Consider the following 25,334-nt stretch of genomic DNA (forward strand, 5'->3'; position numbering starts at 1 on the left):
ATGAACCGCTCAATGGCTCCGGATCGCCTCGCCACGCTGGTCGGCGATTTCCCCCGCTCCCCCGCCTACCGCGGCCTGCGCCAGGCGCTGCAGGAACTGATCGGCGACGGCCGCATACCGCTCGGCACCCGCTTGCCCAGCGAACGCGCCGTCACCGAAGTACTCGGCGTTTCGCGAAACACGGTGACCCGTGCGTATGCGGACCTGGTGGCGGCGGGCTTCGCCACGGCACGGCAGGGCGCCGGCACGTTCGCCGCCGTACCCATCGACCGCCGACGCGCGCACGACCATGCCCTGCATGCGGTCGGCACCGCGACGTCGTCGTCGGACGGCACGATCGACCTCAACTGCGCGGCCGGCGCGGCCACGCCCGGTGTCGCCGCGGCGTATGCGCGCGCGCTCGAGGCACTGCCCGCCTATCTCGCCAGCGACGGCTACCTGCCGTCGGGCCTGCCCGCGCTGCGGACACGCATCGCCGCGTCGTACGCCGCCCGCGGACTGCCGACCGCCCCGGAGCAGATCGTGGTCACGTCGGGCGCGCTCTCGGCCATCGCGATCATCGCGCGTGCGCTGTCGCGTCCCGGCGACCGGGTGATGATCGAGTCGCCGGTGTATTCCAATGCCATCGAAGCCCTGCGGATGGGCGGTGCGCGGCTGGTCAGTTCGCCGATGGGCGATCCGCTGGGCGAGGAAGGCTGGGACCTCGCGGCCATCGAGGCCACGCTGCGGCAGACCTCGCCGCGCGCGGCGTACCTGATCCCGGATTTCCAGAATCCCACCGGCTTCCTGATGAGCGACGCACAACGCGTGCGCTACGCCGCGGCGCTGCGTGCCACGCGCACGATCGCCATCGTCGACGAAACGTTGCAGTCGACCCGATTTTCCGATGCGTCGATGCCGCCGCCGTTCGCCGTGCACGCCCCCGACGCCTTCACCATCGGCAGCGCATCGAAGCTCTGCTGGGGCGGCCTGCGCGTGGGCTGGATCCGCGCGCCACACGAGCATGTCGAGCGCCTCATCGCGACGCGCGTGCAGATGGACTTGGGCAGTTCGCTGTTCGACCAGCTCGTCGTCACCGAGATGCTCGACGATGAGAGCGTCCTTACCGCGCGCCGAGAACAACTGCGCTTGCGTCGCGACGCGCTCGCGGATGCCCTGCGTGAATACCTGCCCGCGTGGCAGTTCCGCCTGCCCGAGGGCGGCCTATCGCTATGGGCGCGCATGCCTCGCGGTAGCGCCACGCAGCTCGCGGCGGACGTAGAGCGCAAGGGCCTGTATCTCGCGCCCGGCCCGGTCTTCAGTGTGGAAGGCGGTGCCGACCAGTGGCTGCGCCTGCCCTATGCCAAACCGGAAGACACCCTGGTACAAGCGGTACGCGTCATGGCCGAGGCCTGGAACGCACAGCCGCGCGAAGCGCCGCATCGTCGCGAGGGTGCGACACGCCTGATCGCGTGATGGTCGCTCACCCCAACCGCCCCACCACCCAGGCCCACATCGGCAAGGTCACTAGCGACAGCAGGATGCCGTAACCGACCAGCGCGGCGGCCAGGCGCGGGGCGAGCTGGTGCGAGATGGCGAGCGCGGCGGCGGTGATCATCGTGGGCATGGCGGACTCCAGCACGTTCGCCTGCAGCATCTCGCCGCGCATGCCGAAGGCGAGCGACAGCGGCACCGCGAGGGCCGGCATCACCAGCAGGCGCAACAGCAGGCCGACGGCGAGCGGCTTCAACTCATCGCGCGGCAGTTTCAGCTGCAAGGTCAGGCCTACCGCCAGCATCACCAGCGGCAGCATGGCGTCGGCGAGCTTTTGCAGTGCGGCGGCGATCCATGCCGGTGGCTGTTCCGGCATCAGCGTCAGACCGAACAGCAACGCCCACACCGGCGGGAACTTCGCGATGCGCAGCGATCTCGCGCGCGGTCGGCGGCGCATCGCCGCCGTAGCGCGCCAGCACGTACAGCCCGAACGTCGAGAGCAGGATGAAGGTGCCGAACTGGTCGTAGACCACGGCATAGGGGAGCGCGTGCTCGCCCAACAACGCGCGCACCATCGGATAGCCGATGAAGCTGCTGTTGCAGAGCGCCACGCACAGCAACAACACCGCGTGCTCGTCGCGGCGGAAGTTCAGCACGCGCGTCGCCAGCGCCACCAACGCGACGGTGGCCACCGTCAGCAGCCACGGCGTGACCACCACGCCCATCAACGATGTGTCCAGGCGCAGGCGGGGGACGTAGGTCAGCATGGCCGCGGGCAGGCAGACGTACAGCACCACGCGATTGATGACGTCGCCCGCGTTGTCGGGGAAGGCGCGCAGGCGCGCGAACACCATGCCGAGCGCCAGCATGGTCAGGATCAGGGCGAAGGCATCGAATGCCATGGTGGAGCGGATGACGACGTGGGGCGGGCAGGATCGCACACCCGGTCGCGCGACGCCGTTGGGCTTTCGTCGGGAGTGCGTTCCACGGCCGCGCCGGTCGCGTGAGGGCGCAGGGCTTATCATGGCCGCATGACGAATCCCGCTTTCCCCGCCGCGTCCGGCCCGATCACCCTGGACGGTCCCGAAGGGCCGCTGGAAGCCCACGTCGACTGGCCGGAGGAAGGCGAGCCGCTCGCGCCCGTCACTGCGGTGGTCTGCCACCCGCTGCCCACCGAGGGCGGCACCATGCACAACAAGGTGGTGGTGATGGCCGCGCGCAGCCTGCGCGAACTCGGTGCGGTCACCGTGCGCTTCAACTTCCGCGGCACCGGCGCCTCGGCGGGCCTGTTCGACCAGGGCGATGGCGAAGTCGACGACCTGCGTGCCGTCGTCGCCTGGGTGCGCGAGCAGCGCCCGGGCACGCAGCTATGGCTGGCCGGTTTCAGCTTTGGCGCCTACGTATCGCTGCGCGCCACCGAAGGCCTGCAACCGGATGCGCTGGTGTCGATCGCACCGCCGGCCGGGCGTTGGGATTTCGCCGCGATCACGCCGCCCACGTGTCCGTGGCTGGTGATCCAGGGCGAAGAGGACGAGATCGTCGAGCCACAGGCGGTCTACGACTGGATCGATACGCTGGCGCACCCGCCAGAACTGATCCGGATGCCGGAAACCAGCCATTTCTTCCACCGCAAGCTGATGGACCTGCGCGGCGCCATCAAGCATGCGATGAAAGCCTACGTGCCCGCGTGATGGCGGACGATGTTCAAGGGACGGCCCTGGCGCCGTCGCAGGTGTACGCACGCGGCGCGGCGCAGGGCCAGTGGCAGGACGACCCGGCGCAACATCCTGCGCTCGCCGAGCTGGACCGCATCCACGGCGCGCTGCTCGCCGACGACGGCGCGCCCGGCCTGTTCGGGCGACTGTTCGGCAAGGCGCCGGAGACGGTGAAGGGCCTCTACTACTGGGGCGAAGTCGGGCGCGGGAAGACCTTCCTGGTCGACCTGTTCTACGACAGCCTGCCGCTGCCGACGTACTCGGTCTCGCAGAACAAGGCGCACGGCGAAGGTGGCGGCAAGTACCGCACGCACTTCCACCGCTTCATGCGCGGCGTGCACGAGCGCCTGCGCCTGCATGCGGGCGAGAGCGACCCGCTGGCGAAGATCGTGCGCGAAGCGCGCGGCAAGTTGCGGGTGCTGGTGCTGGACGAGTTCTTCGTCACCGACATCGGCGACGCGATGCTGCTGGCACGCCTGCTGGAGCGCATGTTCGCCGAAGGCATCACCCTGGTGACGACGTCCAACACCGCACCGCAGAACCTCTACAAGGACGGCCTGCAGCGCGCGGGCTTCCTGCCGGCGATCGACCTGCTGCAACAGCACTGCGTGGTGCTGCGCTCCGACGGCCAGGAAGACTATCGCCTGCGCGCGTTGACGCGCTCGCCCGTCTATCGCGCGCCGCTGGATGGCGAATCCGATGCCTGGCTGGCCTCGCGCTGGCGCGAGCTGACCGGTGGCGAGGACGCGCACGCCGGCAACATCGAGATCGACAGCCGCAAGATCCCGGTGCGCGGTCGCGGCAAGAGCATCGCGTGGTTCGATTTCGCCGCGCTGTGCGAGGGTCCGCGCGGCACGACCGATTACATCGAGGTCGCGCACGAGTTCAACACCGTGCTGCTGGGCGGCATCCCGCGCTTCGATGCGCTGAACGAGGACGCCGCGCGCCGCTTCGTGAACCTGATCGACGAACTGTACGACCGCCACGTCAACCTGGTCTGCACCGCGGCGGACGCCCCGACGCTGCTGTATGCCGGCACACGCCTGCAGGGTGCGTTCGAGCGCACCGCGTCGCGCCTGATCGAGATGCAGAGCGCCGAGTACCTCGCCACCCCGCACAAGGCGTGAACCCGTGGACGCCGTGCCCACCGCGATCACCGAGGCCCTGCAGCGGACGATCGATACCGGCGGCGCCGTCTGTGTGCTGACCGGCGCCGGCATGTCGGCCGAAAGCGGCATTCCGACCTTCCGCGGCACGCACGACAGCCTGTGGTCGCGCTTCGACCCGATGCACCTGGCGACCGCCGATGCGTGGCGCGAGGATCCCGCACTGGTCTGGGGCTGGTACCGCTGGCGCATGCAGCGCGTGCGCGATGCGCAACCGAATGCCGGCCACCTCGCCCTCGCGTCGCTGGCGCGGCGCGTGCCGCTCTCGCTGGTCACCCAGAACGTCGACGATCTGCACGAGCGCGCCGGCAGCGTCGTCGAGGCGCATGTGCACGGCAGCCTGTTCGCCCTGCGTTGCTTCGCCTGCGGCCACGCGCACACGATGCTCGACGACTACGTGGACGGCATGCAACGCGTCGAGCCGATGCGCTGCACGGCGTGCGGCGACCGCATTCGTCCAGGCGTGGTGTGGTTCGGCGAAGCCTTGCCGGATGATGCGTGGGCATCGGCGGTGGACGCCGCCGAGCGTTGCACGTTGATGCTGGTGATAGGGACGTCTGGCCTGGTGTATCCCGCGGCCGGCCTGCCCGCACTGGCGCGACGCCACGGCGCGACCGTGGTGGAGATCAATCCGGAACCGACGGCGCTGTCCACGGAGGTGGACCTCGTCTGGCGGGCGACCGCAGCGCAGGGCTTGCCGTTGCTGGTCGGCTGAAGCGCAGGCACCGGCTTCACGCGCGGCTTGCCAGACTTGGCGCGACCGTTACTCGGGAGAGCGCCATGAAACCCATCGTCCGCGTTTCGCTGTTTGCGGCCGTTGCCGCCGCGCTCCTCGTCGGCTGCGACCGCGCGCCCCAGCAGGAAGGGGTCGAAGCGGCGGGGCAGACTGCGGCCGAGATCGCCGATCCGGCGCCGCCGGTGACCGGACGCGAAGCGCCGCAGTTCCAGTTCTCCGACGACGACATCGGCATCGCGCTTGCGCCCTCGCCTGGCTTCGCGCTGCGCCGCGACTTCACCCGCGACTATCTGTCCAACGGCGGCTGGAAGACCTTCGCCGCCCCCGACGTACGCGGCGAACCGCTGGTCGCGCTGGTGCTGGACGGCTCGGACAAGATCACCGCGGCCGAACTGCGCATCGGCACCAGCACCGACAGCCATGCGGTGGTGACGTGCCTGGATCCGCCCGAGGGCGCGACGACCGAAGCGCCGGACGAGATCCGCATCGACGGCCAGCCGTTCCGCCACTTCCGTGCGGGCGATGCGGCAATGAGCCACTACCAGTCGGTCGATGCTTATCGCTCGGTGCGCAACGGGCGCTGCCTCGCGATCGACCTGCTGGTCGCGGGCACGCGTCCGGAGGTCTACGACCCACCAGCGACGACGCCGTTCGACGAAGCGAAGGCGCGCACGCGACTGCAGGAGGCGTTGGGCGCCGTGCGGATCATTCGCTGACGCGGCTCACCGCATGCGTGGCGCGATGAAGCGTGCGACGGCCTCGGTGTACGCCGACGGTGCGCCGAGCAGGCGGTTGACCTCGCCGTGCGAGAGGTCCTCCGGCAGCACTTCCATCGTCACGCCCAGCGCCCGTGCCTTTTCCGCCATCGCGCGGCCTTGGGGGCAGGCGTCCTTGCGGCGCGAGGAACAGACGAACAGCATCGGCACCGCATCTCGGCTGAGCTGGTGATAGGGCGAGGCGGCGATCCACTCATCACGATCCTTGCCGAACGCACGATCGTAGATGCCGGGCAGCGGCGGTTTCTGCATCGTCTGCGGAACGTCGAGCGCGCCGCTGTCGAGCGAGACCACGCCACGCGGTCGGGCGGCACCTGCTTCCCGCCACATCGTGGACGACGCCCCCACCAGCGCGGCGAGGTGCGCCCCGGCCGAGTGGCCCATCAGCATCACGTTTGCCGCATCGGCGTTCCATGACGGCGCGCGCTTCTGCACGTCGGCCAGCGCGCGCGCCACATCGCGGGCTTGGTCGATCGGCGCGGTGTCGGGGCGCATGCGGTAGTTGATCGAGACCAGCACATAGCCTTTCGGCAACCAGTACGCCGCCTTGTTCTCGACCACGCCCGGGTTGTCCTTGTTGCCGTTGGCCCACCCGCCGCCATGCACGAACAGGATCACCGGCGCGCGGTGCGGTTGCGCGGGAAGATAGACATCGTAGCGTTGGCGTGGATCGATGCCGTAGGACACATCGCGAACGGTGCGCGCACCGGCCGGCAGCGTCGGCGCACGCGCCGCAGGTTGGCGCGACGCATCGCGCATCTCCTGCAGGCGCTCGCGGAAGGTCTGCGCGGCCAGCGGCAGCACGGCGAACAAGGCGCAGGCCAGCAGGCCGGCACGGAACAGCGTCTTCATCGCATCTCCTCGTCGGGACGTACGGTTCAACCCGCGCGCAGCACCAGCTGCGCACGCAGGCCGTGGGGCGTGTTCGGCAACAGGCGCAGTTCGCCGCCGTGCTGGCGCGCCACGCGGTCGACGATCGGCAGGCCCAGCCCGCTGCCGCCGCCCGTCTGGTCGTGGACGAAAGGCTGGCGCGCGCGCTCGGCCGCTTCGGCGGAAAGGCCGGGGCCACCGTCGGCCACCTCGACCACCCATGCCGGTCCTTCTGCCCACAGCTGCAGCGACAACGGCAACGCGCCATGCCGCTCAGCGTTGACCAGCAGGTTCTCGACCGCGCGCAGCAGCGCCATCGGCTTGCCCGGCAGCAGCGCGTGCTCCGGCATCGCCACGCGCCAGCCCTTGGAGGCGGCGGCGACCGCGTGGCGGCAGATCGCGGCGAGGTCGACGGTCTCGCTGCCCTCGTCGCGGCCATCACGCGCGAACGCGATGAACTGGCCGAGGATGGCGTCCATCTCGGCGATGTCGCGATGCATGCTGCGAGTCAGTTCCGGATCGGTGTCCGGCACCATCTCCAGGGCGAACTGCAGGCGCGTCAGCGGCGTGCGCAGGTCATGCGAGATGCCGGCCAGCAGCAGCGCGCGTTCTTCCGCGGCGGCGCGCACGTCGCGACTGGCTTCGCCCAGCGCCTGCGCGAGGTCCCGCACTTCACGCGGGCCGCGCGCATGCACCGGCGGCGGCGCATCGCCCCGCACGATGGCCGGCGCGGCGGCGGCGAGCTGGCGTAGCGGTTGCACGAGCCGACGGGCGAAATACGCCGCGGCCAGCCAGACCAGCACCACGCAGCCCACCAGCATAAGCACCGAGAAGCGGCGCATGCCGGTGCCGGGGCGGTCATAGGCGAACGACACCCACAGCGCTTCCCGGGTGGCGGGCTTCAGCCAGATCACCCGCAAGCCGCGGCCCGCCTCCATCCGCAGTTCGCGACCAGCACCCAGGGTCCCTGTGGCCTGCTCGCGGAGTTCACGCAGCAACGGCGCGAAGCGCGGTCGCGCGGCGGTGGGGGGCGTGCTGCGGACCTCCAGCCCGGCCTCACGCAACTGCGCGACCGTGCGCGCATGCGGCTGGTGTTGATCGAGTGCTTCGACCACCTCGGCGAAGCCCTGCATCGCCCGCAGCAACTGGTCGGCGGCAGGCCGCGTGGCGAGCTCGCGGCCGAGCAGGAGCGCCAGCACGCCGGCACCGGCGAGCACGAGCGCGATCACCAGCACGAGCTGGCCGAACACGCTGCGCGGCAGCGGCGACCTCATGGCGTGGCCTCCGGCGGCACGAACACATAGCCCACGCCCCACACGGTCTGGATCAGGCGCGGCTGGCGCGGATCGTCTTCCAGCAGGCGGCGCAGGCGCGCGATGGTCACGTCCATGCTGCGCTCGAAAGCCTCGTGCTCGCGGCCGCGCGCCAGGCTCATCAGGCGGTCGCGGCTGAGCGGCTGGCGCGGATGCCGCAGCAGCACCGACAACACCGCGAACTCGCCGCTGGTCAGCCGCAGCAGCGCACCGTCGCGGGTGAGTTCGCGCCGGCCCAGGTCGAGCGTGAAAGTCCCGAACACCACCTCGCCGCCGTCGGCCTGCGGCGCGCCGGGCACCGGACGCGTACGTCGCAGCACCGAACGGATGCGCGCCAGCAGCTCGCGCGGGTTCACCGGCTTGGGCACGTAGTCGTCGGCGCCGATTTCGAGCCCGATGATGCGATCGATCTCATCGCCCTTCGCCGTCAGCATCACGATCGGCGTCGCGTCGCCCTGGCCGCGCAGGCGGCGGCACAGCTCCAGACCGTTCTCGCCGGGCAGCATCAGGTCGAGCACGATCAGGTCGAAGTGACCGCGGTCCAGCGCCTGCCGCATCTGCGCGCCGTCGCCGGCGCCGCGCACGTCGAAGCCCTGCGATTGCAGGTAGCGCTGCAGCAGCTCGCGCAAGCGCACGTCGTCGTCGACCAGCAGCACACGGGGCAGGGCGTCTTCCATGGAGCCACTATCGCCCGCCGCCGCGACGCCCGGCAAACCCCGCCGACGGCCTGTTTGTAAGCAGATGTTTCGAACGCGGCCGGCAGACACATCTGCTGTCAACCGCGACACACCTGCCCGCGTTGCCCGCCCTACCGTGGCCCTGCCGCTGCTTCCCCGTGCGGCCATCCCGCACCCCAATGAGGATTCCGCCATGAGCAAGACCCCGCTCCTGATCGCCGCCACCTTCGCCCTGTGCGCCACCACCCTGTTCGCCGATCCTGCCGAAGCCCGCGAGCGCAGCCGCGCCGTGCAGCGCACCGCCCAGGGCGGCAGCGTCGCCACCGAACGCAGCAACGCGCGCTTCGACAGCCAGCGCCAGCGAACCTGGCAGGCCGACGGCCAGGGCAATGCGAGCGCCACGCGCAGCGGCAGCATCAGCGGTGCCAACGGCGGCAATGCTGGTTACGAAGGCAGCGCCTACCGCAACGCCGATGGCAGCGCCGGTCGCCAGGGCAGCGCGTACGCGAACGGCCCCAACGGCGGCAGCGCCAGCACCGCCGGCGGCATCAGCCGCGATGCGGACGGCAACGTGACCGGCGCGCGCAGCACCACTGCCACCGGTGCGAACGGCAACCACTACAACGGCAGCACCACGGTGTCCGGCGGCACGGTGTCGCACACCGGCACCTGCACCAATGCCAGCGGCGAGACGATCGCCTGTCCGCGCGGCCACTGAGGACCGCTTCTTTTCCGCAGGCGCGGCGGCATGGCACCCCCTATGCCGCATGGATGCATTCCCGCGCCGTCGCGCCTGCGCCTTTCCTTCCTTCCCCGGAGATTCCCAATGTCCCGATCCGTCCTGCTTCCCCTCGCCACCGCGATGTCCGTCTTCGCGCTGGTCGCCCCCGCCCATGCGCAGCAGCGCACCCTGACCGACGAACAGAAAGCCACGCTGCAGGAGCGCCTGAAAGCCGCCGACGCCAACGGCGACGGCCTGATCGACAAGGCCGAGGCCGACGCCAAGCTGCCGCGCATCGCCAAGCGTTTCGACACCCTGGATGCGAACGGCGACGGCAAACTGTCGCCGGACGAACTGCGCGCGGCGGGCCAGAAAATGGCCGAGCGGCGCGGGCAATAAGGCGGCGCCGTGGACGGCATGCGCGCCTTCGCCGGACTGCCGCTGCTGGTGTTCGCATTGATCGCGGCGGTGGAGGCCGCGTGGCTGGTGCGTCGCGGTCGCCGCTACGACTGGAAAGGCTACTGGGCATCGCTTGGCGACGCCGCCGGGCGCGCCGTGCTCGGCCTGCTGATCCAGGGCGGCGTGGTCGGCGTGCTGCTGTTCGCCATCTGGGAGTTCCGCGTGACCACGATCGCGATGGACCAAGCGTGGCACTGGATCGCGCTGTTCCTCGGCCAGGAGCTCTGCTACTACGCGATGCACCGTGCCGACCACCGCGTGCGGTGGTTCTGGCTGAACCATTCGGTGCACCACTCGGCCGAGCAGTACAACCTGTCCACCGCCTACCGCCTCGGCTGGACCGGCAAGCTTACCGGCGCGGCGGTGTTCTTCGGCCCGCTGGTGTGGCTGGGCTTTCCGGTGCCGTACGTGGTCGGTGCGCTGGCGGCGAACCTGCTCTACCAGTACTGGCTGCACACCGAGCTGGTGCCGCGGCTGCCGCGCGCCATCGAGTTCGTCTTCAACACGCCCTCGCACCATCGCGTGCACCACGCCAGCAATCCGGAATACCTGGACTGCAACTACGGCGGCGTGCTGATCGTGTTCGACCGGCTGTTCGGCACGTGCCGCGAGGAACGGCCCGGCGTGCCGATCCGCTACGGTCTGGTCGAGCCGGTACGCAGCTACAACCCGGTGACTATCGTCCTGCATGCCTGGGTGAAACTGGGCCGCGACCTGCGGCGCGCGCGCGGGATGCGCGACGTGGCGCGGACGCTGTTCGGTCCGCCGGGACACGTGCCGGGGACGGACACGAGGCGCTGAAACTGGCCCGCACGCGCGCGGCCGGCGACAATACGCACCCCCGGCGGCCCCACGCCGCCCGCACGCCTAATCCCATGACCGCCTTCGTTTCGCCCGACCGCATCCGCGGCCTGTTCGCCCAGGCCATGTCCGACATGTACCGCGCCGAGGTGCCGCTGTACGGCGACCTGATCACGCTGGTCGGCGACATCAACACCGACACACAGCGCCGCGACCCCGCCCTCGCCCAACGGCTGCGGCGCACCGGCGAGACCGAGCGCCTGGACCTGGAGCGCCACGGCGCGATCCGCGTGGGCACGCCGGCCGAACTGGCGATGCTGGGCCGCGTGTTCGCGCTGATGGGCATGCACCCGGTGGGCTATTACGACCTCACCGTGGCCGGTGTGCCGGTGCATGCCACCGCGTTCCGTCCGCTGACCGAGGCCGCGCTGGCCGCCAACCCGTTCCGCATCTTCACCTCGCTGCTGCGGCTGGAACTGATCGCCGACGCCGCGCTGCGCGCCGAGGCCGAAGCGATCCTGGCCCGCCGCGACATCTTCACCCCCGATGCGCGCGCGCTGGTCGCGCAAGCCGAACGGGACGGCGGACTGGACGACGCCGATGCGCAGCGCTTCGTCGCCGAAGTGCTGGAAACCTTCCGCTGGCATGGCGATGCGACCGTCTCGCTGGAGACCTACCACGCGCTGCACGGCCTGCACCGCCTGGTGGCCGACGTGGTCAGCTTCCGCGGCCCGCACATCAACCACCTCACCCCGCGCACGCTGGACATCGACGCCGCGCAGGCCGCGATGCTGGAACGCGGCATCCAGGCCAAGGCGCTGATCGAAGGCCCGCCGCGCCGCGCCGTGCCGATCCTGCTGCGCCAGACCAGCTTCAAGGCGCTGGAAGAGGAAGTCGCCTTCCCCGACGCCACCGGCACGCTGGTGCCCGGCAGCCACAGCGCGCGCTTCGGCGAGATCGAGCAGCGCGGCCTGGCGCTGACCCCGGCCGGGCGTGAGTTGTACGACCGCCTGCTCGCGCAGGTGCGCCAGGCGGGCGGCGCCGGCAATACGTCGGCCGACTATCCGCAGCGACTGGCGGCGGCGTTCGCGGCGTTCCCGGATGACGAGACCACGCTGCGCCGCGAAGGCCTGGGCTACTTCCGCTACCGCCTGACCGATGCCGGCGACGCCCTGCCCGCGGCCGAACGCGCGGCGATGACGCCGGATGCGCTGGTCGGTGCCGGCCTCGCGGTCGTCGATCCGATCGTCTACGAGGACTTCCTGCCGGTCAGCGCGGCGGGCATCTTCCAGTCCAACCTCGGTGGCGGCGAACAGCGCGCCTACGACGCCCACGCCAACCAGGACGCGTTCGAAACCGCACTCGGCGCGAAGATCCACGACCCGTTCGCCCTGTATGCGCAGGCGCAGGACGCGTCGATCGCAGCGCTGCAGGCCTGATGCCCACGCTGGAACCGTGAAACCCGCATCGCGTCGACATCGGCTGTTCCACACAACATTTGGTGTTGACGCCTCCGGGACCCCCCACTATCTTGTGGCCGTCGGTTCCGGTGGCCGCAAGCCACGGGATTAAAACGGGAAGCCGGTGACGCGTTCGCGCCACTCCGGCACTGCCCCGCAGCGGTAATTGGGAACGAACCCGCCACCAGCACTGGGGCCTTGCCCTGGGAAGCGGCGGACGTAGGAAGAAGGCTCGCCCTTCGCGCCCATGAGTCCGAAGACCTGCCGACAGCCGCGCGTTGCACACCGCGCGGTGCCGGCCGCGGAATCTCCGGGGGGAGAGGGCTGGCGAAGCAGGGCACGCCGGTCTTCCGTCCGCGCGATCTCGCCTCCTGCGACGCCGCTTCCCCACTGTGATCCTCCATCCGGCCTTGCGCTGCCCCGCGAGGGACGGGCCGCCGCGTGCACCACGCATGGAGGAATCTCGTGACCCAGATCGACAGCGCCGTCGCCGACGCCGGCACCACCCCGTCCCAGAAGGACGCGTTCTCGCTGACCCCGCCGCCCACCGCCACCGCGATGAGCGTGACCAAGCGCAACGGCGGCCGCGAGCCGGTGGACCTCAACAAGATCGTGCGCGCCGTGCAGCGCAATTGCGAAGGCCTGCACGCCATCGATCCGATGCGCGTGGCCACCCGCACCATCTCCGGCCTGTACGACGGCGCCAGCACGCGCGAACTGGACGAACTGTCGATCCGCACGGCCGCGCTGCTGACCGGCGAGGAACCCGAATACAGCCGCCTGGCCGCGCGCCTGCTGGCCGGTTACATCGCCAAGGAAGTGACCGGCCAGGAGATCCACGCGTTCTCGCAGTCGGTGACGCGCGGCCACGAGGTCGGCCTGATCAACGACCGCCTGCTGAACTTCGTGCAGACCAACGCACGCAAGCTCAACGATGCACTGGACGCCTCGCTGGACCTGCACTTCGACTACTTCGGCCTGCGCACGCTGTACGACCGCTACCTGCTGCGCCACCCGCACACCCGCAAGGTGATCGAAACGCCGCAGCAGTTCTTCCTGCGCATCGCCTGCGCGCTGAGCGAGGACGTGCCGGAGGCGCTGGCGCTGTACCGCCGCATGGGCAACCTGGACTACCTGCCCAGCTCGCCGACGCTGTTCAACAGCGGCACCACGCACGAGCAGCTGTCATCGTGCTTCCTGCTCGATTCGCCGCAGGACACGCTGGAATCCATCTACGCCAAGTACGGCGACATCGCCCAGCTGAGCAAGTTCAGCGGCGGCATCGGCGTGAGCTACACGCGCGTGCGTTCGCGCGGCTCGCTGATCAAGTCCACCAACGGCCACAGCAACGGCATCGTGCCGTGGCTGAAGACGCTGGATTCCTCGGTCGCGGCGGTCAACCAGGGCGGCAAGCGCAAGGGCGCGGCCTGCGTGTACCTGGAAACCTGGCATGCGGACATCGAGGACTTCCTCGAACTGCGCGACAACACCGGCGATGAAGCCCGCCGCACCCACAACCTCAACCTGGCCAACTGGGTGCCGGACCTCTTCATGAAGCGCGTCGAGGCCGACCAGGAATGGTCGCTGTTCGATCCGCGCGTGGTGCCGGAACTGACCGACCTGTACGGCGCCGCCTTCGAGCTGGCCTACACGCAGGCCGAAGCGCAGGGCAAGGCGATGAAGACCACGTCCGCCCGCAAGCTGTACGGCCGGATGATGCGCACGCTGGCCGAGACCGGCAACGGCTGGATGACGTTCAAGGACAAGTGCAACGCGGCCAGCAACCAGACGCTCCGCGCGGGCAACGTCATCCACCTGTCGAACCTGTGCACCGAGATCCTCGAGGTCACCTCGGCGGAAGAGACCGCCGTGTGCAACCTGGGCTCGATCAACCTGGGCCGCCACTTCGATGACGATGGTTGGTTCGATTTCGACAAGCTCGCCGAAACCGTCCGCCTGGCCGTGCGCCAGCTGGACCGCGTGATCGACCTGAACTTCTATCCGATCGAGACCGCGCGCCGCGGCAACCTGCGCTGGCGCCCGGTCGGCCTGGGCTGCATGGGCCTGCAGGACGTGTTCTTCAAGCTACGCCTGCCGTTCGACAGCGCCGAAGCGCGCGCGCTGTCGGCGAAGATCGCCGAGACCATCTACTTCCATGCGCTGGAAACGTCGGTGGAGCTGGCGCAGGAACGCGGCCGCCATCCGTCGTTCGCCGACACCCGCGCGGCCAACGGCGAACTGCAGTTCGACGCCTGGAACATTACGCCGGAGAACGTCGAGCGCTGGGACGCCCTGCGTGCGCGCATCAAGGAACATGGCCTGCGCAACTCGCTGCTCATCGCCATTGCGCCGACCGCGACGATCGCCTCGATCGCCGGCTGCTACGAGTGCGTGGAGCCGCAGGTGTCCAACCTGTTCAAGCGCGAAACGCTGTCGGGCGACTTCCTGCAGGTCAACCGCTACCTGGTGGACGAGCTGAAGAAGCTCGGCCTGTGGACGCCGGAGACGCGCGATGCGATCAAGTTGTCCGAAGGCTCCATCCAGGGCATCGCGCAGATCCCGGAGACGCTGCAGCAGGTCTACCGCACCGCGTGGGAACTGCCGATGCGCTCGCTGATCGACATGGCGGCCGGCCGCGGCGCCTTCATCGACCAGTCGGCATCGCTCAACCTGTTCATGGAAAGCCCGAACATCGGCGCAATGTCGTCCATGTACATGTACGCATGGAAGCAGGGCATCAAGACCACCTACTACCTGCGCTCGCGCCCGGCGACGAAGATCGCCAAGACCACGGTCAGCACGGCCGCCGCCGCCGCGCCAAAGCGGGAATACACGCCCACCGAAGCCATCGCCTGCTCGCTGGAGAACCCGGAAGCCTGCGAGGCCTGCCAGTAACGCCTCTCCCACGTCGGTATTCCCGACGGATCACGGCACAGGGACGTGCCGGGCGCACGGATGCGCCACTCCCTCATTCATGGCGCGCCGTCGCCGACGGCGTGCCGCACAGGAAACACCATGTCCGCCCAACCCAAGCAGATGCTGCTAGACCCCGGTTTCGAACTGACGCTGCGCCCGATGCGCTACCCGCAGTTCTATGACATGTACCGCGACGCCATCAAGAACACGTGGACGGTGGAAGAGATCAACTTCCAGATTGACATCACCGACCTGCACTCGAAGATGACGCCGGCCGACCGCCACCTGATCCACCGGCTGGTCGCGTTCTTCGCCACCGGCGATTCCATCGTGTCGAACAACCTGGTGCTGAACCTGTACCAGCACCTCAACGCGCCCGAAGCGCGCATGTACCTGTCGCGGCAGCTCTACGAAGAAGCGCTGCACGTGCAGTTCTACCTGACCCTGCTGGACAACTACCTGCCCGACCCGTCGGAGCGCTTCAAGGCGTTCGCGGCGGTGGAGAACATCCCGGCGATCAAGAAGAAGGCCGACTTCTGCTTCAAATGGATCGACAGCATCCAGGACATGAAGCGGATCGAGACGCGCGACCAGCGCCGGCAGTTCCTGCTCAACCAGATCTGCTTCGCCGCGTGCATCGAAGGCCTGTTCTTCTTCGCTGCCTTCGCCTACGTGTACTACTTCCGCTCGCGCGGCCTGTTGCCGGGCCTGGCCAGTGGCACCAACTGGGTGTTCCGCGACGAGAGCTGCCACATGGAGTTCGCGTTCGAGTGCGTGCGCACCGTGCGCGAGGAAGAACCGGACCTGTTCGACGACGTCATGCAGCAGCAGGTCTACGACATGCTGGAAGAGGCGATCGAGTGCGAAGTGCAGTTTGCCGAGGACGTGCTGTCGGGTGGCGTGGCCGGCATCTCGACGCGCGACATGCGGCAGTACCTGCAGCACTGCGCGGACCAGCACTTCGCCAAGCTCGGCATGCCCAAGCGCTACGACGTGCGCAACCCGCTGCCCTTCATGGAGCTGCAGGACGTGCAGGAGCTGACCAACTTCTTCGAACGTCGCGTCTCCGCCTATCAGCTGGGCGTACAGGGCGAGGTGGGCTTCGACCACGCGTTCTGAGGCGTGACGATGGTTGACGTGGGAGCGACGTAAGTCGCGATCTCTGCAACGACACGTCCTCGTGGCATCCGAAGGGCGACGGCGTGCTTCTTTCGCCCTGTCGCGACTCACGTCGCTCCCACAAGGCCTGCGCTATGCTCCCGCCGGGAGTACGCGAACCGGAGCACCACCATGACCGAACTGGCCAACGCCGAAGCGCGCCCCGTCGAGGCGCGCCTGCTGCACATGGTCTTCCCCGACCACACCAACCACCTGGGCACGCTGTTCGGCGGCCAGGCGCTGGCGTGGATGGACATGTCGGCCTTCATCGCCGCGTCGCGTTATGCGCGCACCACCGTGGTCACCGCACGCTCGGAGCAAGTGGATTTCAACCAGCCGATCCACAAGGGCGACCTTGTGGAAGTGGTGGCACGCGTGGTGAAAGTCGGGCGCAGCTCGATGAATGTCGACGTCGAAGTCATCACCGAGAACCTGCTGACCGGCGAGCGCAAGCTGTGCACGCGCGGCCATTTCGTGATGATCGCGCTCGACCCGCTGGGCCGGCCGACGCAGGCACCGCCACTGACGCCCACCGACGCGTAGGGCGGGCCTTGGCCCGCCGCCATGCTGCGACGATCAGGCCGCCTGTGCCTGGTCGCCGCGCAGCGCCCGCGCTGCCGCCACCATCCGTTCCAGTGCGGTACGTACCTCCGGCCAGCCGCGGGTCTTCAGTCCGCAGTCCGGATTGACCCAGATCTGTTCCGGCGCCAGCACGGCGCGCGCGCGCTCCAGCAGGTCGATCATCTCGCCACCGGTGGGGATGCGCGGCGAATGGATGTCGTACACGCCCGGCCCGATCTCGTTGGGATAGCGGAACTTCACGAACGCCTCCAGCAACTCCATGCGCGAGCGCGAGGTCTCGATAGAGATGACGTCCGCATCCATCGCGGCGACGGCCTCGATGATGTCGTTGAACTCCGAGTAGCACATGTGAGTATGGATCTGGGTGTCGTCCCGCACGCCGGAAGCGCTGATGCGGAAGCATTCCACGGCCCAAGCCAGGTAGGCGGCCCAGTCCGCGCGACGCAGCGGCAGGCCCTCGCGCAGCGCGGGTTCGTCGATCTGGATCACGCCGATGCCGGCGGCTTCCAGGTCCAGTACTTCATCGCGCAGCGCCAGCGCGATCTGCCGGCAGGTCTGCGCACGCGCCTGGTCGTCGCGCACGAACGACCACTGCAGCACCGTGACCGGCCCGGTCAGCATGCCTTTCATCGGCCGGTCGGTCAGCGACTGCGCGTACTGCGACCAGCGCACCGTCATCGGTGCGGGACGCGATACGTCGCCGTAGATGACCGGCGGCTTCACGCAGCGCGAGCCGTAGCTCTGCACCCAGCCGTTCTTGGTGAAGGCGAAGCCGTCCAGCTGCTCGCCGAAGTACTCCACCATGTCGTTGCGCTCGAACTCGCCATGCACCAGCACGTCGATGCCGATCTCTTCCTGGATGCGCACGCAACGCGCGATCTCGGCTTCGAGGAAGGCGTCGTACGCGGCGTCGGACAGCTTGCCGCCCTTGTGCCGGGCACGCGCATCGCGCACCTCGTGGGTCTGCGGGAACGAGCCGATCGTCGTGGTCGGGAACGACGGTAGCGCGAAGCGCGCCTGCTGGGCCGCGCGCCGCTGCGGGTACGGCGCGTCGCGATCAATGTCGGCGGCTTCGGGTGACGCCAATCTCGCTGCGACGGCCGGCCGGTGCACGCGCGCGGACTGGCGACGCGATTCGATGCGGTCGCGTGCCACTGCCAGCCCGGCATCGGCCGCGCGCGGGTTGCGCAAGGCATCGGCCAGCAGACGCAGTTCCTCGATCTTCTGCCGCGCGAAGGCCAGCCACGATTTGAGATCGGACGGCAGCGCCTTCTCGCCGGTGACGTCCACCGGCACATGCAGCAGCGAGCACGACGGCGCCAGCCACAGGTGGCCCAGGTCCAGGTGGCCCTGCGCGTACTTGGCCAGGATCAGCGCGTTGTCCAGGTTCGTGCGCCAGATGTTGCGTCCGTCCACCAGGCCCACCGAGAGCACGCGCGCTTTCGGCCATTGCTTCAGCACGTCGTCCAACTGCTCCTTGCCGCGCACCAGGTCCACGTGCAGGCCATCGACCGGAAGCGCGCACGCCAGCGGCAGCTGCGCATCAAGGCGGCCGAAATACGTCGCCAGCAACAGGCGCGGACGGATCGTTTTCGCCAGCACGGCGTACGCGCGCAGGTAGGCAGCGCGCGTGGCGTCGTCCAGGTCCAGCACCAGGCAGGGCTCATCCACCTGCACCCAGTCCGCGCCGGCGGCGTGCAACTTTGCCAGCAACTCGGCATAGACCGGCAGCAAGCGGTCGAGCAGGGCGAGACGATCGCTGCCATCCACGGTTTTGGCCAGCAGCAGGAAACTCACCGGTCCCAGCAGCACCGGCCGTGCGGCATGGCCGGCGGCGCGCGCTTCGAGGAACTCGGCCACCGGCTTGTCGCCGCGCAGGCGGAACTCCTGGCCTGCGTGCAGTTCCGGCACGAGGTAGTGGTAGTTGGTATCGAACCACTTGGTCATCTCCAGCGCGCGCAGGTCCACGCCGTCCTTCTGCAGGCCGCGCGCGAGCGCGAAGTAGCCGGCGAGCGGATCGGCATCCGCCAGTACGCGGTAGTCGTCGGGAATCGCATCGAGCAGGAAGGCGGTATCGAGTACGTGGTCGTACAACGCGAAGTCGTTGCAGGGCACGACGTCGGCGCCGGCATCGCGCTGCAGTTGCCAATGACGATGGCGCAGTTCGCGTGCGGTGTCGTGCAGGTCGGCGGCGGTGGTGTCGCCGCGCCAGTAGCTTTCCAGGGCGGTCTTGAGTTCGCGCTTCGCGCCGATGCGCGGGAAGCCGAGGGTGGTAACGGTGGTCATGGTGCGTGTCCTCATGCGTGGCGGATGAGGAACGAAGGAACCGCGCGCCAGGCCAGGGCCCGCCACGCCAGCGACCTTCGCCCCCGCGGGCGAGCCGGAGTGCCGGAAGGAAGCGGCGCAGGAGGACGCGTCCGCTCGCGAAGAAGGACGCAGGCTCCGGCCGCTCCCCCTCGGAAGCTCCAGGTCAGGCGGAAGACGGTCGTGTCTTCCGGCCAGGGCAGGTCTTCGGGCTCATGGACGGGCGCGTGTGCGCTGGCCTACTTCCCGCCGCTTCCCGGTCCGCGAGGACCAGTGCTGTTGGCGAGGTTCGTTTCCAAATACCGCTGCGGGGCAGCGCCGGAATAGGCCCATGGAACAGGCCGCACCGGCTTCCCTTTTAATTCCATCGCTTCATTGGGATGAAGCGATGGAAACCTTGGCGAGGCGAACGTTACCCGCGCCCGCGGGGAGCGTCAAGCACGCCTCTACGTCCTGCCGTTCCGTTAGAGTCCCGCCATGGACACGGCCGATAGGTGGAAGGTGGCGGCTCTGGCAGCGGTCGCGTTGCTCGGGGCCGCGTGGCTCGTGGACTTGCTGCTGCTTTCCCACTATCGGCACCAGGACTACACCGGTGATTGCGGTCCCGGCGCAGCGAGCGTCAAGGTGGACCTAATCGGGGGATACGAAGGTTCCTCGAACGAGCGCGGAGCGCCGTACTACATGCGTCTGATACTCAGGGGAGACGATGCGCGCGCGCTGGTGGGGCCACGACTGGTTTCTGCCAGGACCGGACGGAGCCTTGAACTGCCGGACATGGCGCGTGGCGAAGTATCTGGCGCCCACGAAGGCGAGATCCCCACGGTCTGGCTCTCCCGGGATTTCTCGATTCCCTATGAACACCATCTCTTCGCGGGCACGATGGAAGCCGCCGGCGGACGACCGACACTCGCTCTTGTGTGTCGGCTGGTGCCCACGCCGACAGAGGAGTGGCGCGTTCCCGTGCTCGACATGCTGATGAGCGTTTGACGCGGCGCCCTCTCGCAGAAGCGGGAGGGGGTTGGGGCGTTCGTTCGTCCTCCTTGTTCAAGCCTCTCGTGGATTCCTCTCCGATGCCACCCGTCGCGTCGCCGCCTTCTCCCTCACGCCGTCGCTGGTTGAACACCCTTGCCGCTGCGCCGCTTGCCGCCATGGCGTGGCCGCGTCTGGCCTCCGCCGCCGCCTGCGACGACGCCGCGAACTGGATCCCGCCCGATGCCTTCCTCGCCGACCTGCCGCGACTGATGCAGGCGCTGCGCGTGCCCGCCATCGGCATGGCCGTCGTCGAGCGCGGCGAAGTCGTGTGGTCGCGCAACCTTGGCGTGCTGAATGCAGAGACACGGGCGCCCGCGGCGGACGACACGCTGTTCGAGGATGCCTCGCTCAGCAAGCCGGTGTTCGCCTACCTGGTGCTGCAACTGGCCGACCAGGGCGTGATCGATCTCGATGCACCGCTGGTGCGCTATCGGCGGATGGACTACCTGGCCGACCACCCGTGGGTGGACCTCGTCACCGCGCGCGACGTGCTGCGCCATTCCACCGGCATGCCGAACTGGCGCAAGGACCCAGCCCACGAGAAGCTCGTGCCGGCGGTGAAGCCCGGCACGCGCATCGACTATTCGGGCGAAGCGATCTTCTGGTTGCAGCTGGTGGTGGAGACGCTGACCGGCGAGAGCCTGGATGCGTCGATGCAGCGCCTGCTGTTCGGCCCGGCCGGCATGCGTGACAGCAGCTACACATGGAGCAAGGCGCTCGCAGCGCGCTCGGTGTACGGCCATCGCGCCGTGGAGGACGAGGAAGTCGGCATGCCGCCGCAGATGCTGCGCGACACCTGGAACGCGGCGCAGACCGTCGCGGACCGCTGGGGCAAGCCGCTGTCCGCCTGGCGTTACGAAGACGCCGAGCGCGCACTGCCCGAAGTGCAAGCCATCACGCCTAAGGGCCTGGTGAACTGGCCCGGCGACATCCTCGCCAACGCGGCGGCCAGCCTGCGCACCACGCCGGTGGACTACGCGCGATTCATGGCGCTGATGGTGCGCACGTCGCGTGCGCCATGGCAGATCAGCGAGGCCACGCGCACGGCAATGCTCACCAAGCAGATCGACGTGCCCGGCCGCTGGACCGACAAGGGCCTGGGTTGGAACCTCGAAACCACGCCACGCGGCCCGGTGTTCTACCACTCGGGCAGCAACGGCAACATCTTCAAGAATTTCGCCCTCGGCGATGCGCGCGGCCAGCGCGCGCTGGTCGCGCTGACCAACGGCGGCAGCGGCAACGTGCTGTACCGGCGCGTGGTGCGCGCCGCGACGGGACACGACTTGCTGGCGTTCGACCTATAGGCCCTGGAACACGAATGGCTCCGCGGGCTTGAAATCCTTCACCGCGTTGCCGGCGAAGACATTGCGCTGGTCCTGTCCCAGGTCCAGCCGCAGCACCTTGCCGGTCTCCTTCGAGAAATCGACGTCCTTGAGGTCCACCCAGAACGTGTTCGGCGTCAGCGCGGATTCGAAGAAGTAGAGCTTGCGTTTGTGGTCGGCGACCGTGCGCCAGCGGGTGGAGGAGATGTTCGGCTCTTCCGGCGTATTGATGCCGAACGGCACCGACGCGTTGCGGATCACGCTGAAGACGCTGGCCAGCGCCTTCACCGGATCTTCGGCCTTGGGAATCGCATTGACGTAGAACGAGGCGCGCGCGAAACGGTCCGACGCTCGGTTGGTGCCCGGCAGCATCACCGTGCCACCGATCTGCTTCCAATAGGCGTTGAGCGCGAGCTGCTGGTCGAACACCGGTGAGTTGGTCATCACCTGGTACTGGCGGCCATGGTGGATCACCTGCTTGCCGTCGATGTACTCGACGATGGCGCTGTCGCCGCTGGCGTCCGACATCGACAGGTGCAGCGTGGTCAGCCGGTCTTCACCCGGGACCTTGTCGGTCACCACGGTGAAAGGCTGCTTGCGCAGCGCATCGACCGCCTCCTTCACCGTGCCGTAGTTGTCCAGCACGTACTGCGCCCAGGCCGCGATGCTCAGGCCGGGACCGCGACCGTCATAGGCGGGATACTCGGATTCGACCAGCCACAACACATTGGCAACCAGGCCGGCCTCGTTCATGCCGTCGGTGGTGGAGACCTCGTAGCCTGTGGCGATCACGCTGCCGTACTTCGAGGTCCACGTCACCGAGTTCGGGCCGGCCTGTCCGCTGCGGGCCATGCCGCGCGGGAAGATCCACAGGTGGGTGGCCACGTCGTTCTTCCAGTCCATCGAACGTGCGGTGATGACGTCCTCGTTGGCACCGAGATAGACCACGCGCGTACAGGCGGCGGCGGGCGGAGCGGCGAGTGATGACAGCAGGGTGGCGGCGAACGCGAGCGGCAATACGAAGCGACGATCCATGACGGTCTCCGTGAAGGCGGGAACAGGCGGTGCGCGACGGCGGCGCCCGCCCTTTATGCCAGCGGGTGTGTTAAACAGCGATCCTCAGCCGCCCCCCGAGATGCTGCCATGGCCATCCCTCTGTCGCCGCACCGTTCGTCCACCCGCGCGCCGCTCCTCGCCCTCCTGGCAATGACCCTCGCCGCCTGCGTCAGCACGCCCGGCCCGCAGGTCGCCGGCAGCGGCACGTGCCGCGATGCTTCGCTCGGCTGGGCCGTAGGCCAACCGGCCGACGAAGCCACGCTGCGCCGCCTGTCCAGCGAAAGCGGTGCGGGCCTCGTCAACCCGATCGGCCCCACCACGGTGGTGAAGCACGACGCGCGCAAGGACCGCCTGCGCGTGTACATCGATGCGAGCAACCGCATCACGGCGGCGCGCTGCGAGTAGTCCTTCGCTCTCCCACGCCATGCGCCGCGACCACATCCTCACGCTGTCCTGCCCGGATACGACCGGCATCGTCTATCGCGTCACCGGGCTGCTGTTCGACGCCGGCTGCAACATCCTCGACGCGCAGCAGTTCGGCGACGAGGAATCCGGCCGCTTCTTCCTGCGCGTGCATTTCGACCTGCCCGACAGCATCACGGCCGAAGCGCTGCATGCGCGCTTCCAGCCGCTCGCCGATACGTTCGCGATGGACTGGCAGCTGCACGACGCGCGCCGCAAGGCGCGGTTGATGGTGCTGGTCAGCAAGCAGGGGCATTGCCTCAACGACCTGCTGTTCCGCGTGCACAGCCGGCAGTTGCCGGTGGAGATCGCCTGCGTGGCGTCCAACCACGCCGACTTCGCGCCGCTCGCCCAATCGTACGGCGTCGCTTTCCACCACCTGCCGGTCTCTGCCGAACACCGCGAAGAGCAGGAGCATCGGATCATCGACCTGGTCGAGCGCGAACGGATCGACCTGGTCGTATTGGCGCGCTACATGCAGATCCTCTCGCCGACGCTGTGCGATGCGCTGGCCGGACGGGCGATCAACATCCACCATAGCTTCCTGCCCAGCTTCAAGGGCGCCAAGCCGTACCACCAGGCGCACGCGCGCGGGGTCAAGATCATCGGCGCGACGGCGCACTACGTCACGCGCGACCTCGATGAAGGTCCGATCATCGAACAGGACGTCGCCCGCGTGGACCATGCGATGACGCCGAAGGAACTGGTGCGGATGGGCAGCGACATCGAATCGCTGGTGCTGGCCCGCGCGGTGCGCCGCCACGTGGAGCACCGCATCCTGCTCAACGGGCACCGGACGGTGGTGTTCCGGTAGGCCTGGCCGGCGTAGGGAGAATCGGTGTGGGAGCGACGTAAGTCGCGAGCTTCTGGTGTTGCCAGAGAAAGAGCTCGCGACTTACGTCGCTCCCACAATCAGCCTTCCTGCCTCGTCTGGAACTCAGCTGCCCACGCGCCGCCTAAGCCCGACCAGCACCGCATACACGACGGCGAGCACCACGACTGCCACGCCGATCGCCGTCCACTCGCGCGTACTCAACGTGGTGAGGATGGCGACCATGCCGACGACCGCCAGGCCGGGCACCAGCGGACCGCCGCGCAGGACGAAGGGCGCACCGCGCTCGCGCAGGTCGGTGCGCTGCGCCCGCCAGGCGGCCACGCAGACCATCACGTACACCAGGCAGACCGCGCCGCCCGAAATCAGCACCAGGGCTTCGAAGCTGCCCACCACCGCCAGCAGGCAGGCGATGCCGGCATGCGTGGCCAGCGCCAGCAGCGGCACGCGATGGTTGGCGCTGACGCGACCGAAGGCCTGCGGCAGGTAGCCATCGCGCCCCAGCGCGAACAGCAGCCGGGACGACCCCAGCAGGTTGCCCAGCAGGAAGCCCGCCATCGAGATGCACGCGGTCACCAGCAGGGCGATGCGCGCCGGATCCCACAACCGGCCCGCGGCTTCGGCGATCGGCACGCTGCTGGTCGCCAGGGCCGGACCCAGCACACCCTGGCAGACGATCTGCAGGCCGAGATACAGCAGCACCACCAGCAGGATGGCGCTCAACGCCGCGCGCGGCACGCTCCGCGAAGGGTCGCGTACTTCGCCGCCGGGAATCAGCGCCGTTTCCACGCCGGAATAGGCGAACACCACCATCACCATCGCCGCGCCCAGCGCGGTCCACGAGGGCACGTCGGCGAAGGCGAAGCTGACGTGCGAGGTATCGACGAAGGCGAGGCCTAGCACCACCAGCAGGAACAACGGCACCAGCTTCAACGTCGCCAGCGTCATCACCGCGCGCGCACCCAGCTTCACGCCGAAGGCATTGAGCGCGTAGATCGCGGCGTACACGCCCAGCAGCAGCAGCGCGCGCGGCAGGGGCGCGTCGAAGACCGGCCACAGACTGGCGACCTGCAGCGACAGCGCCGCGGCGACACCGGCACTGGAGGCCACGTTGCAGATCCACATCAGCGCGCCGGCCAGGAAGCCCGGCAGCGTGCCGAACACCGCGCTGACATAGGTGTAGGGCCCGCCGGTGGCGGAGGCTCGGCTGCCGATGGCGGCAAAACACAACGCCACCGGCACCATCACCAATGCACCGGCCAGCAACGCCAGCGGCGCGGCGGCGCCGACTTGCGCCGACAGCGCCGCAGGCATCTTGAAGATGCCGCCGCCGACGATGATGTTGATGACCGCTGCGGCCAATGCCAGGCTGCCCACCGCGCGCAACAGCGCGGCATCGCCCTGCAGCGGACGGGAAGAAGCGGGGTCGGTATCGCGGGTCATGGGCAGGGGCGCTCTCCAGTGGCCTGCGAGCCTGCCACGCGCGCTGGGCGAATGCGAGCC

The 25,334-nt window shown here is 68.9% G+C and carries 22 protein-coding genes, 1 pseudogene and 2 riboswitches; of the genes and pseudogenes, 16 read left to right on the plus strand and 7 right to left on the minus strand.

Annotation, left to right across the window (positions count from 1 at the left end):
• Positions 1-12 precede the first annotated feature (12 nt).
• On the plus strand, positions 13-1,455 hold the full coding sequence (locus tag ACSION_RS01290) for a PLP-dependent aminotransferase family protein (RefSeq protein ID WP_435304507.1): 1,443 nt from the start codon (positions 13-15) through the stop codon (positions 1,453-1,455).
• 7 nt (positions 1,456-1,462) lie between these two features.
• On the opposite strand, the pseudogene ACSION_RS01295 reads toward ACSION_RS01290, so the two are convergent.
• A pseudogene (locus ACSION_RS01295) lies at positions 1,463-2,375 on the minus strand (AEC family transporter).
• 129 nt (positions 2,376-2,504) lie between these two features.
• Between ACSION_RS01295 and ACSION_RS01300 the strand changes: the two are divergent.
• The 4 genes from ACSION_RS01300 (at position 2,505) to ACSION_RS01315 (ending at position 5,806) form a co-directional block, all read left to right on the plus strand.
• Positions 2,505-3,164, plus strand: coding sequence for an alpha/beta hydrolase (locus tag ACSION_RS01300; protein ID WP_435304508.1), 660 nt, complete (start codon positions 2,505-2,507; stop codon positions 3,162-3,164).
• A complete protein-coding gene (gene zapE, locus ACSION_RS01305; RefSeq protein WP_435304509.1) occupies positions 3,164-4,315 on the plus strand; it encodes a cell division protein ZapE in 1,152 nt (383 codons plus the stop codon). Before ACSION_RS01300 ends, zapE begins: the two co-directional genes overlap by 1 nt.
• 4 nt (positions 4,316-4,319) lie before the next feature.
• Positions 4,320-5,069 (plus strand): SIR2 family NAD-dependent protein deacylase, encoded by a 750-nt coding sequence (locus ACSION_RS01310; protein ID WP_435304510.1) that lies wholly within the window; start codon positions 4,320-4,322, stop codon positions 5,067-5,069.
• A 65-nt stretch (positions 5,070-5,134) separates the two neighbouring features.
• Entirely contained in the window at positions 5,135-5,806 is a 672-nt protein-coding gene (locus ACSION_RS01315; RefSeq protein ID WP_435304511.1) for a hypothetical protein, read from the plus strand.
• A 6-nt stretch (positions 5,807-5,812) separates the two neighbouring features.
• Here the strand turns inward: ACSION_RS01315 and ACSION_RS01320 are convergent, their stop codons facing one another.
• The 3 genes from ACSION_RS01320 to ompR are packed head-to-tail and all read right to left on the minus strand — an operon-like array spanning position 5,813 to position 8,726.
• Entirely contained in the window at positions 5,813-6,718 is a 906-nt protein-coding gene (locus tag ACSION_RS01320; protein WP_435304512.1) for an alpha/beta hydrolase, read from the minus strand.
• A gap of 26 nt (positions 6,719-6,744) precedes the next feature.
• The gene (locus ACSION_RS01325) at positions 6,745-8,010 is read right to left on the minus strand and encodes an ATP-binding protein (protein ID WP_435304513.1); all 1,266 of its coding nucleotides are present in this window, start codon (positions 8,008-8,010) and stop codon (positions 6,745-6,747) included.
• On the minus strand, positions 8,007-8,726 hold the full coding sequence (ompR, locus tag ACSION_RS01330; RefSeq protein ID WP_435304514.1) for an osmolarity response regulator transcription factor OmpR: 720 nt from the start codon (positions 8,724-8,726) through the stop codon (positions 8,007-8,009). The genes ACSION_RS01325 and ompR overlap by 4 nt, the downstream gene beginning before the upstream one ends.
• 193 nt (positions 8,727-8,919) lie before the next feature.
• Between ompR and ACSION_RS01335 the strand changes: the two genes are divergently transcribed.
• The 7 genes from ACSION_RS01335 (at position 8,920) to ACSION_RS01365 (ending at position 16,784) form a co-directional block, all read left to right on the plus strand.
• A complete protein-coding gene (locus ACSION_RS01335) occupies positions 8,920-9,444 on the plus strand; it encodes a hypothetical protein (protein ID WP_435304515.1) in 525 nt (174 codons plus the stop codon).
• 108 nt (positions 9,445-9,552) lie between these two features.
• A complete protein-coding gene (locus tag ACSION_RS01340) occupies positions 9,553-9,846 on the plus strand; it encodes a hypothetical protein (protein ID WP_435304516.1) in 294 nt (97 codons plus the stop codon).
• Positions 9,847-9,864: 18 nt separating this feature from the next.
• On the plus strand, positions 9,865-10,707 hold the full coding sequence (locus ACSION_RS01345) for a sterol desaturase family protein (protein WP_435304517.1): 843 nt from the start codon (positions 9,865-9,867) through the stop codon (positions 10,705-10,707).
• A 74-nt stretch (positions 10,708-10,781) separates the two neighbouring features.
• Positions 10,782-12,146 (plus strand): 2-oxoadipate dioxygenase/decarboxylase HglS, encoded by a 1,365-nt coding sequence (gene hglS / locus ACSION_RS01350; RefSeq protein ID WP_435304518.1) that lies wholly within the window; start codon positions 10,782-10,784, stop codon positions 12,144-12,146.
• A gap of 85 nt (positions 12,147-12,231) precedes the next feature.
• A riboswitch (cobalamin riboswitch) is annotated at positions 12,232-12,450 on the plus strand.
• A gap of 275 nt (positions 12,451-12,725) precedes the next feature.
• Positions 12,726-15,062: a ribonucleoside-diphosphate reductase subunit alpha gene (locus tag ACSION_RS01355; RefSeq protein ID WP_435306637.1), complete on the plus strand. Its 2,337-nt coding sequence runs from the start codon at positions 12,726-12,728 to the stop codon at positions 15,060-15,062.
• A gap of 120 nt (positions 15,063-15,182) precedes the next feature.
• Positions 15,183-16,202: a ribonucleotide-diphosphate reductase subunit beta gene (locus ACSION_RS01360; RefSeq protein WP_093489665.1), complete on the plus strand. Its 1,020-nt coding sequence runs from the start codon at positions 15,183-15,185 to the stop codon at positions 16,200-16,202.
• Between the two features lie 171 nt (positions 16,203-16,373).
• Positions 16,374-16,784: an acyl-CoA thioesterase gene (locus ACSION_RS01365; protein WP_435304519.1), complete on the plus strand. Its 411-nt coding sequence runs from the start codon at positions 16,374-16,376 to the stop codon at positions 16,782-16,784.
• A gap of 33 nt (positions 16,785-16,817) precedes the next feature.
• Here ACSION_RS01365 and metE read toward each other — a convergent pair whose 3' ends face one another.
• Positions 16,818-19,109 (minus strand): 5-methyltetrahydropteroyltriglutamate--homocysteine S-methyltransferase, encoded by a 2,292-nt coding sequence (metE, locus tag ACSION_RS01370; RefSeq protein ID WP_435304520.1) that lies wholly within the window; start codon positions 19,107-19,109, stop codon positions 16,818-16,820.
• 199 nt (positions 19,110-19,308) lie between these two features.
• A riboswitch (cobalamin riboswitch) is annotated at positions 19,309-19,542 on the minus strand.
• Between the two features lie 62 nt (positions 19,543-19,604).
• Between metE and ACSION_RS01375 the strand changes: the two genes are divergently transcribed.
• The gene (locus tag ACSION_RS01375) at positions 19,605-20,114 is read left to right on the plus strand and encodes a hypothetical protein (protein WP_435304521.1); all 510 of its coding nucleotides are present in this window, start codon (positions 19,605-19,607) and stop codon (positions 20,112-20,114) included.
• 161 nt (positions 20,115-20,275) lie between these two features.
• Positions 20,276-21,463 (plus strand): serine hydrolase domain-containing protein, encoded by a 1,188-nt coding sequence (locus ACSION_RS01380; RefSeq protein ID WP_435304522.1) that lies wholly within the window; start codon positions 20,276-20,278, stop codon positions 21,461-21,463.
• On the opposite strand, the gene ACSION_RS01385 is transcribed toward ACSION_RS01380, so the two are convergent.
• The gene (locus tag ACSION_RS01385; protein WP_435304523.1) at positions 21,458-22,516 is read right to left on the minus strand and encodes a linear amide C-N hydrolase; all 1,059 of its coding nucleotides are present in this window, start codon (positions 22,514-22,516) and stop codon (positions 21,458-21,460) included. The genes ACSION_RS01380 and ACSION_RS01385 overlap by 6 nt on opposite strands.
• 120 nt (positions 22,517-22,636) lie before the next feature.
• On the opposite strand from ACSION_RS01385, the gene ACSION_RS01390 reads away from it, so the two are divergent.
• Positions 22,637-22,942: a hypothetical protein gene (locus tag ACSION_RS01390; RefSeq protein ID WP_435306638.1), complete on the plus strand. Its 306-nt coding sequence runs from the start codon at positions 22,637-22,639 to the stop codon at positions 22,940-22,942.
• A gap of 19 nt (positions 22,943-22,961) precedes the next feature.
• On the plus strand, positions 22,962-23,813 hold the full coding sequence (gene purU, locus ACSION_RS01395) for a formyltetrahydrofolate deformylase (protein WP_435304524.1): 852 nt from the start codon (positions 22,962-22,964) through the stop codon (positions 23,811-23,813).
• Positions 23,814-23,936: 123 nt separating this feature from the next.
• Here purU and ACSION_RS01400 read toward each other — a convergent pair whose 3' ends face one another.
• Complete coding sequence (locus ACSION_RS01400; RefSeq protein WP_435304525.1) at positions 23,937-25,274, minus strand: APC family permease; 1,338 nt, start codon at positions 25,272-25,274, stop codon at positions 23,937-23,939.
• Positions 25,275-25,334 lie beyond the last annotated feature (60 nt).

Origin of the sequence: Pseudoxanthomonas sp. LjRoot125 (assembly GCF_964252705.1) — a bacterium.
Taxonomy (GTDB): Bacteria; Pseudomonadota; Gammaproteobacteria; order Xanthomonadales; family Xanthomonadaceae; genus Pseudoxanthomonas_A.

Bases quoted from the DNA above. Each gene is read 5' to 3' on its own strand.
- purU (WP_435304524.1), top strand. From the start codon at position 22,962: ATGCGCCGCGACCACATCCTCACGCTGTCCTGCCCGGATACGACCGGC.
- ACSION_RS01400 (WP_435304525.1), bottom strand. From the start codon at position 25,274: ATGACCCGCGATACCGACCCCGCTTCTTCCCGTCCGCTGCAGGGCGAT.
- ACSION_RS01290 (WP_435304507.1), top strand. From the start codon at position 13: ATGGCTCCGGATCGCCTCGCCACGCTGGTCGGCGATTTCCCCCGCTCC.
- ACSION_RS01345 (WP_435304517.1), top strand. From the start codon at position 9,865: ATGCGCGCCTTCGCCGGACTGCCGCTGCTGGTGTTCGCATTGATCGCG.
- ACSION_RS01340 (WP_435304516.1), top strand. From the start codon at position 9,553: ATGTCCCGATCCGTCCTGCTTCCCCTCGCCACCGCGATGTCCGTCTTC.
- ACSION_RS01325 (WP_435304513.1), bottom strand. From the start codon at position 8,010: ATGAGGTCGCCGCTGCCGCGCAGCGTGTTCGGCCAGCTCGTGCTGGTG.
- zapE (WP_435304509.1), top strand. From the start codon at position 3,164: ATGGCGGACGATGTTCAAGGGACGGCCCTGGCGCCGTCGCAGGTGTAC.
- ACSION_RS01385 (WP_435304523.1), bottom strand. From the start codon at position 22,516: ATGGATCGTCGCTTCGTATTGCCGCTCGCGTTCGCCGCCACCCTGCTG.
- ACSION_RS01300 (WP_435304508.1), top strand. From the start codon at position 2,505: ATGACGAATCCCGCTTTCCCCGCCGCGTCCGGCCCGATCACCCTGGAC.
- hglS (WP_435304518.1), top strand. From the start codon at position 10,782: ATGACCGCCTTCGTTTCGCCCGACCGCATCCGCGGCCTGTTCGCCCAG.
- ACSION_RS01380 (WP_435304522.1), top strand. From the start codon at position 20,276: ATGGCGTGGCCGCGTCTGGCCTCCGCCGCCGCCTGCGACGACGCCGCG.
- ACSION_RS01315 (WP_435304511.1), top strand. From the start codon at position 5,135: ATGAAACCCATCGTCCGCGTTTCGCTGTTTGCGGCCGTTGCCGCCGCG.
- ompR (WP_435304514.1), bottom strand. From the start codon at position 8,726: ATGGAAGACGCCCTGCCCCGTGTGCTGCTGGTCGACGACGACGTGCGC.
- ACSION_RS01360 (WP_093489665.1), top strand. From the start codon at position 15,183: ATGTCCGCCCAACCCAAGCAGATGCTGCTAGACCCCGGTTTCGAACTG.
- ACSION_RS01375 (WP_435304521.1), top strand. From the start codon at position 19,605: ATGGACACGGCCGATAGGTGGAAGGTGGCGGCTCTGGCAGCGGTCGCG.
- metE (WP_435304520.1), bottom strand. From the start codon at position 19,109: ATGACCACCGTTACCACCCTCGGCTTCCCGCGCATCGGCGCGAAGCGC.
- ACSION_RS01355 (WP_435306637.1), top strand. From the start codon at position 12,726: ATGAGCGTGACCAAGCGCAACGGCGGCCGCGAGCCGGTGGACCTCAAC.
- ACSION_RS01320 (WP_435304512.1), bottom strand. From the start codon at position 6,718: ATGAAGACGCTGTTCCGTGCCGGCCTGCTGGCCTGCGCCTTGTTCGCC.
- ACSION_RS01365 (WP_435304519.1), top strand. From the start codon at position 16,374: ATGACCGAACTGGCCAACGCCGAAGCGCGCCCCGTCGAGGCGCGCCTG.
- ACSION_RS01335 (WP_435304515.1), top strand. From the start codon at position 8,920: ATGAGCAAGACCCCGCTCCTGATCGCCGCCACCTTCGCCCTGTGCGCC.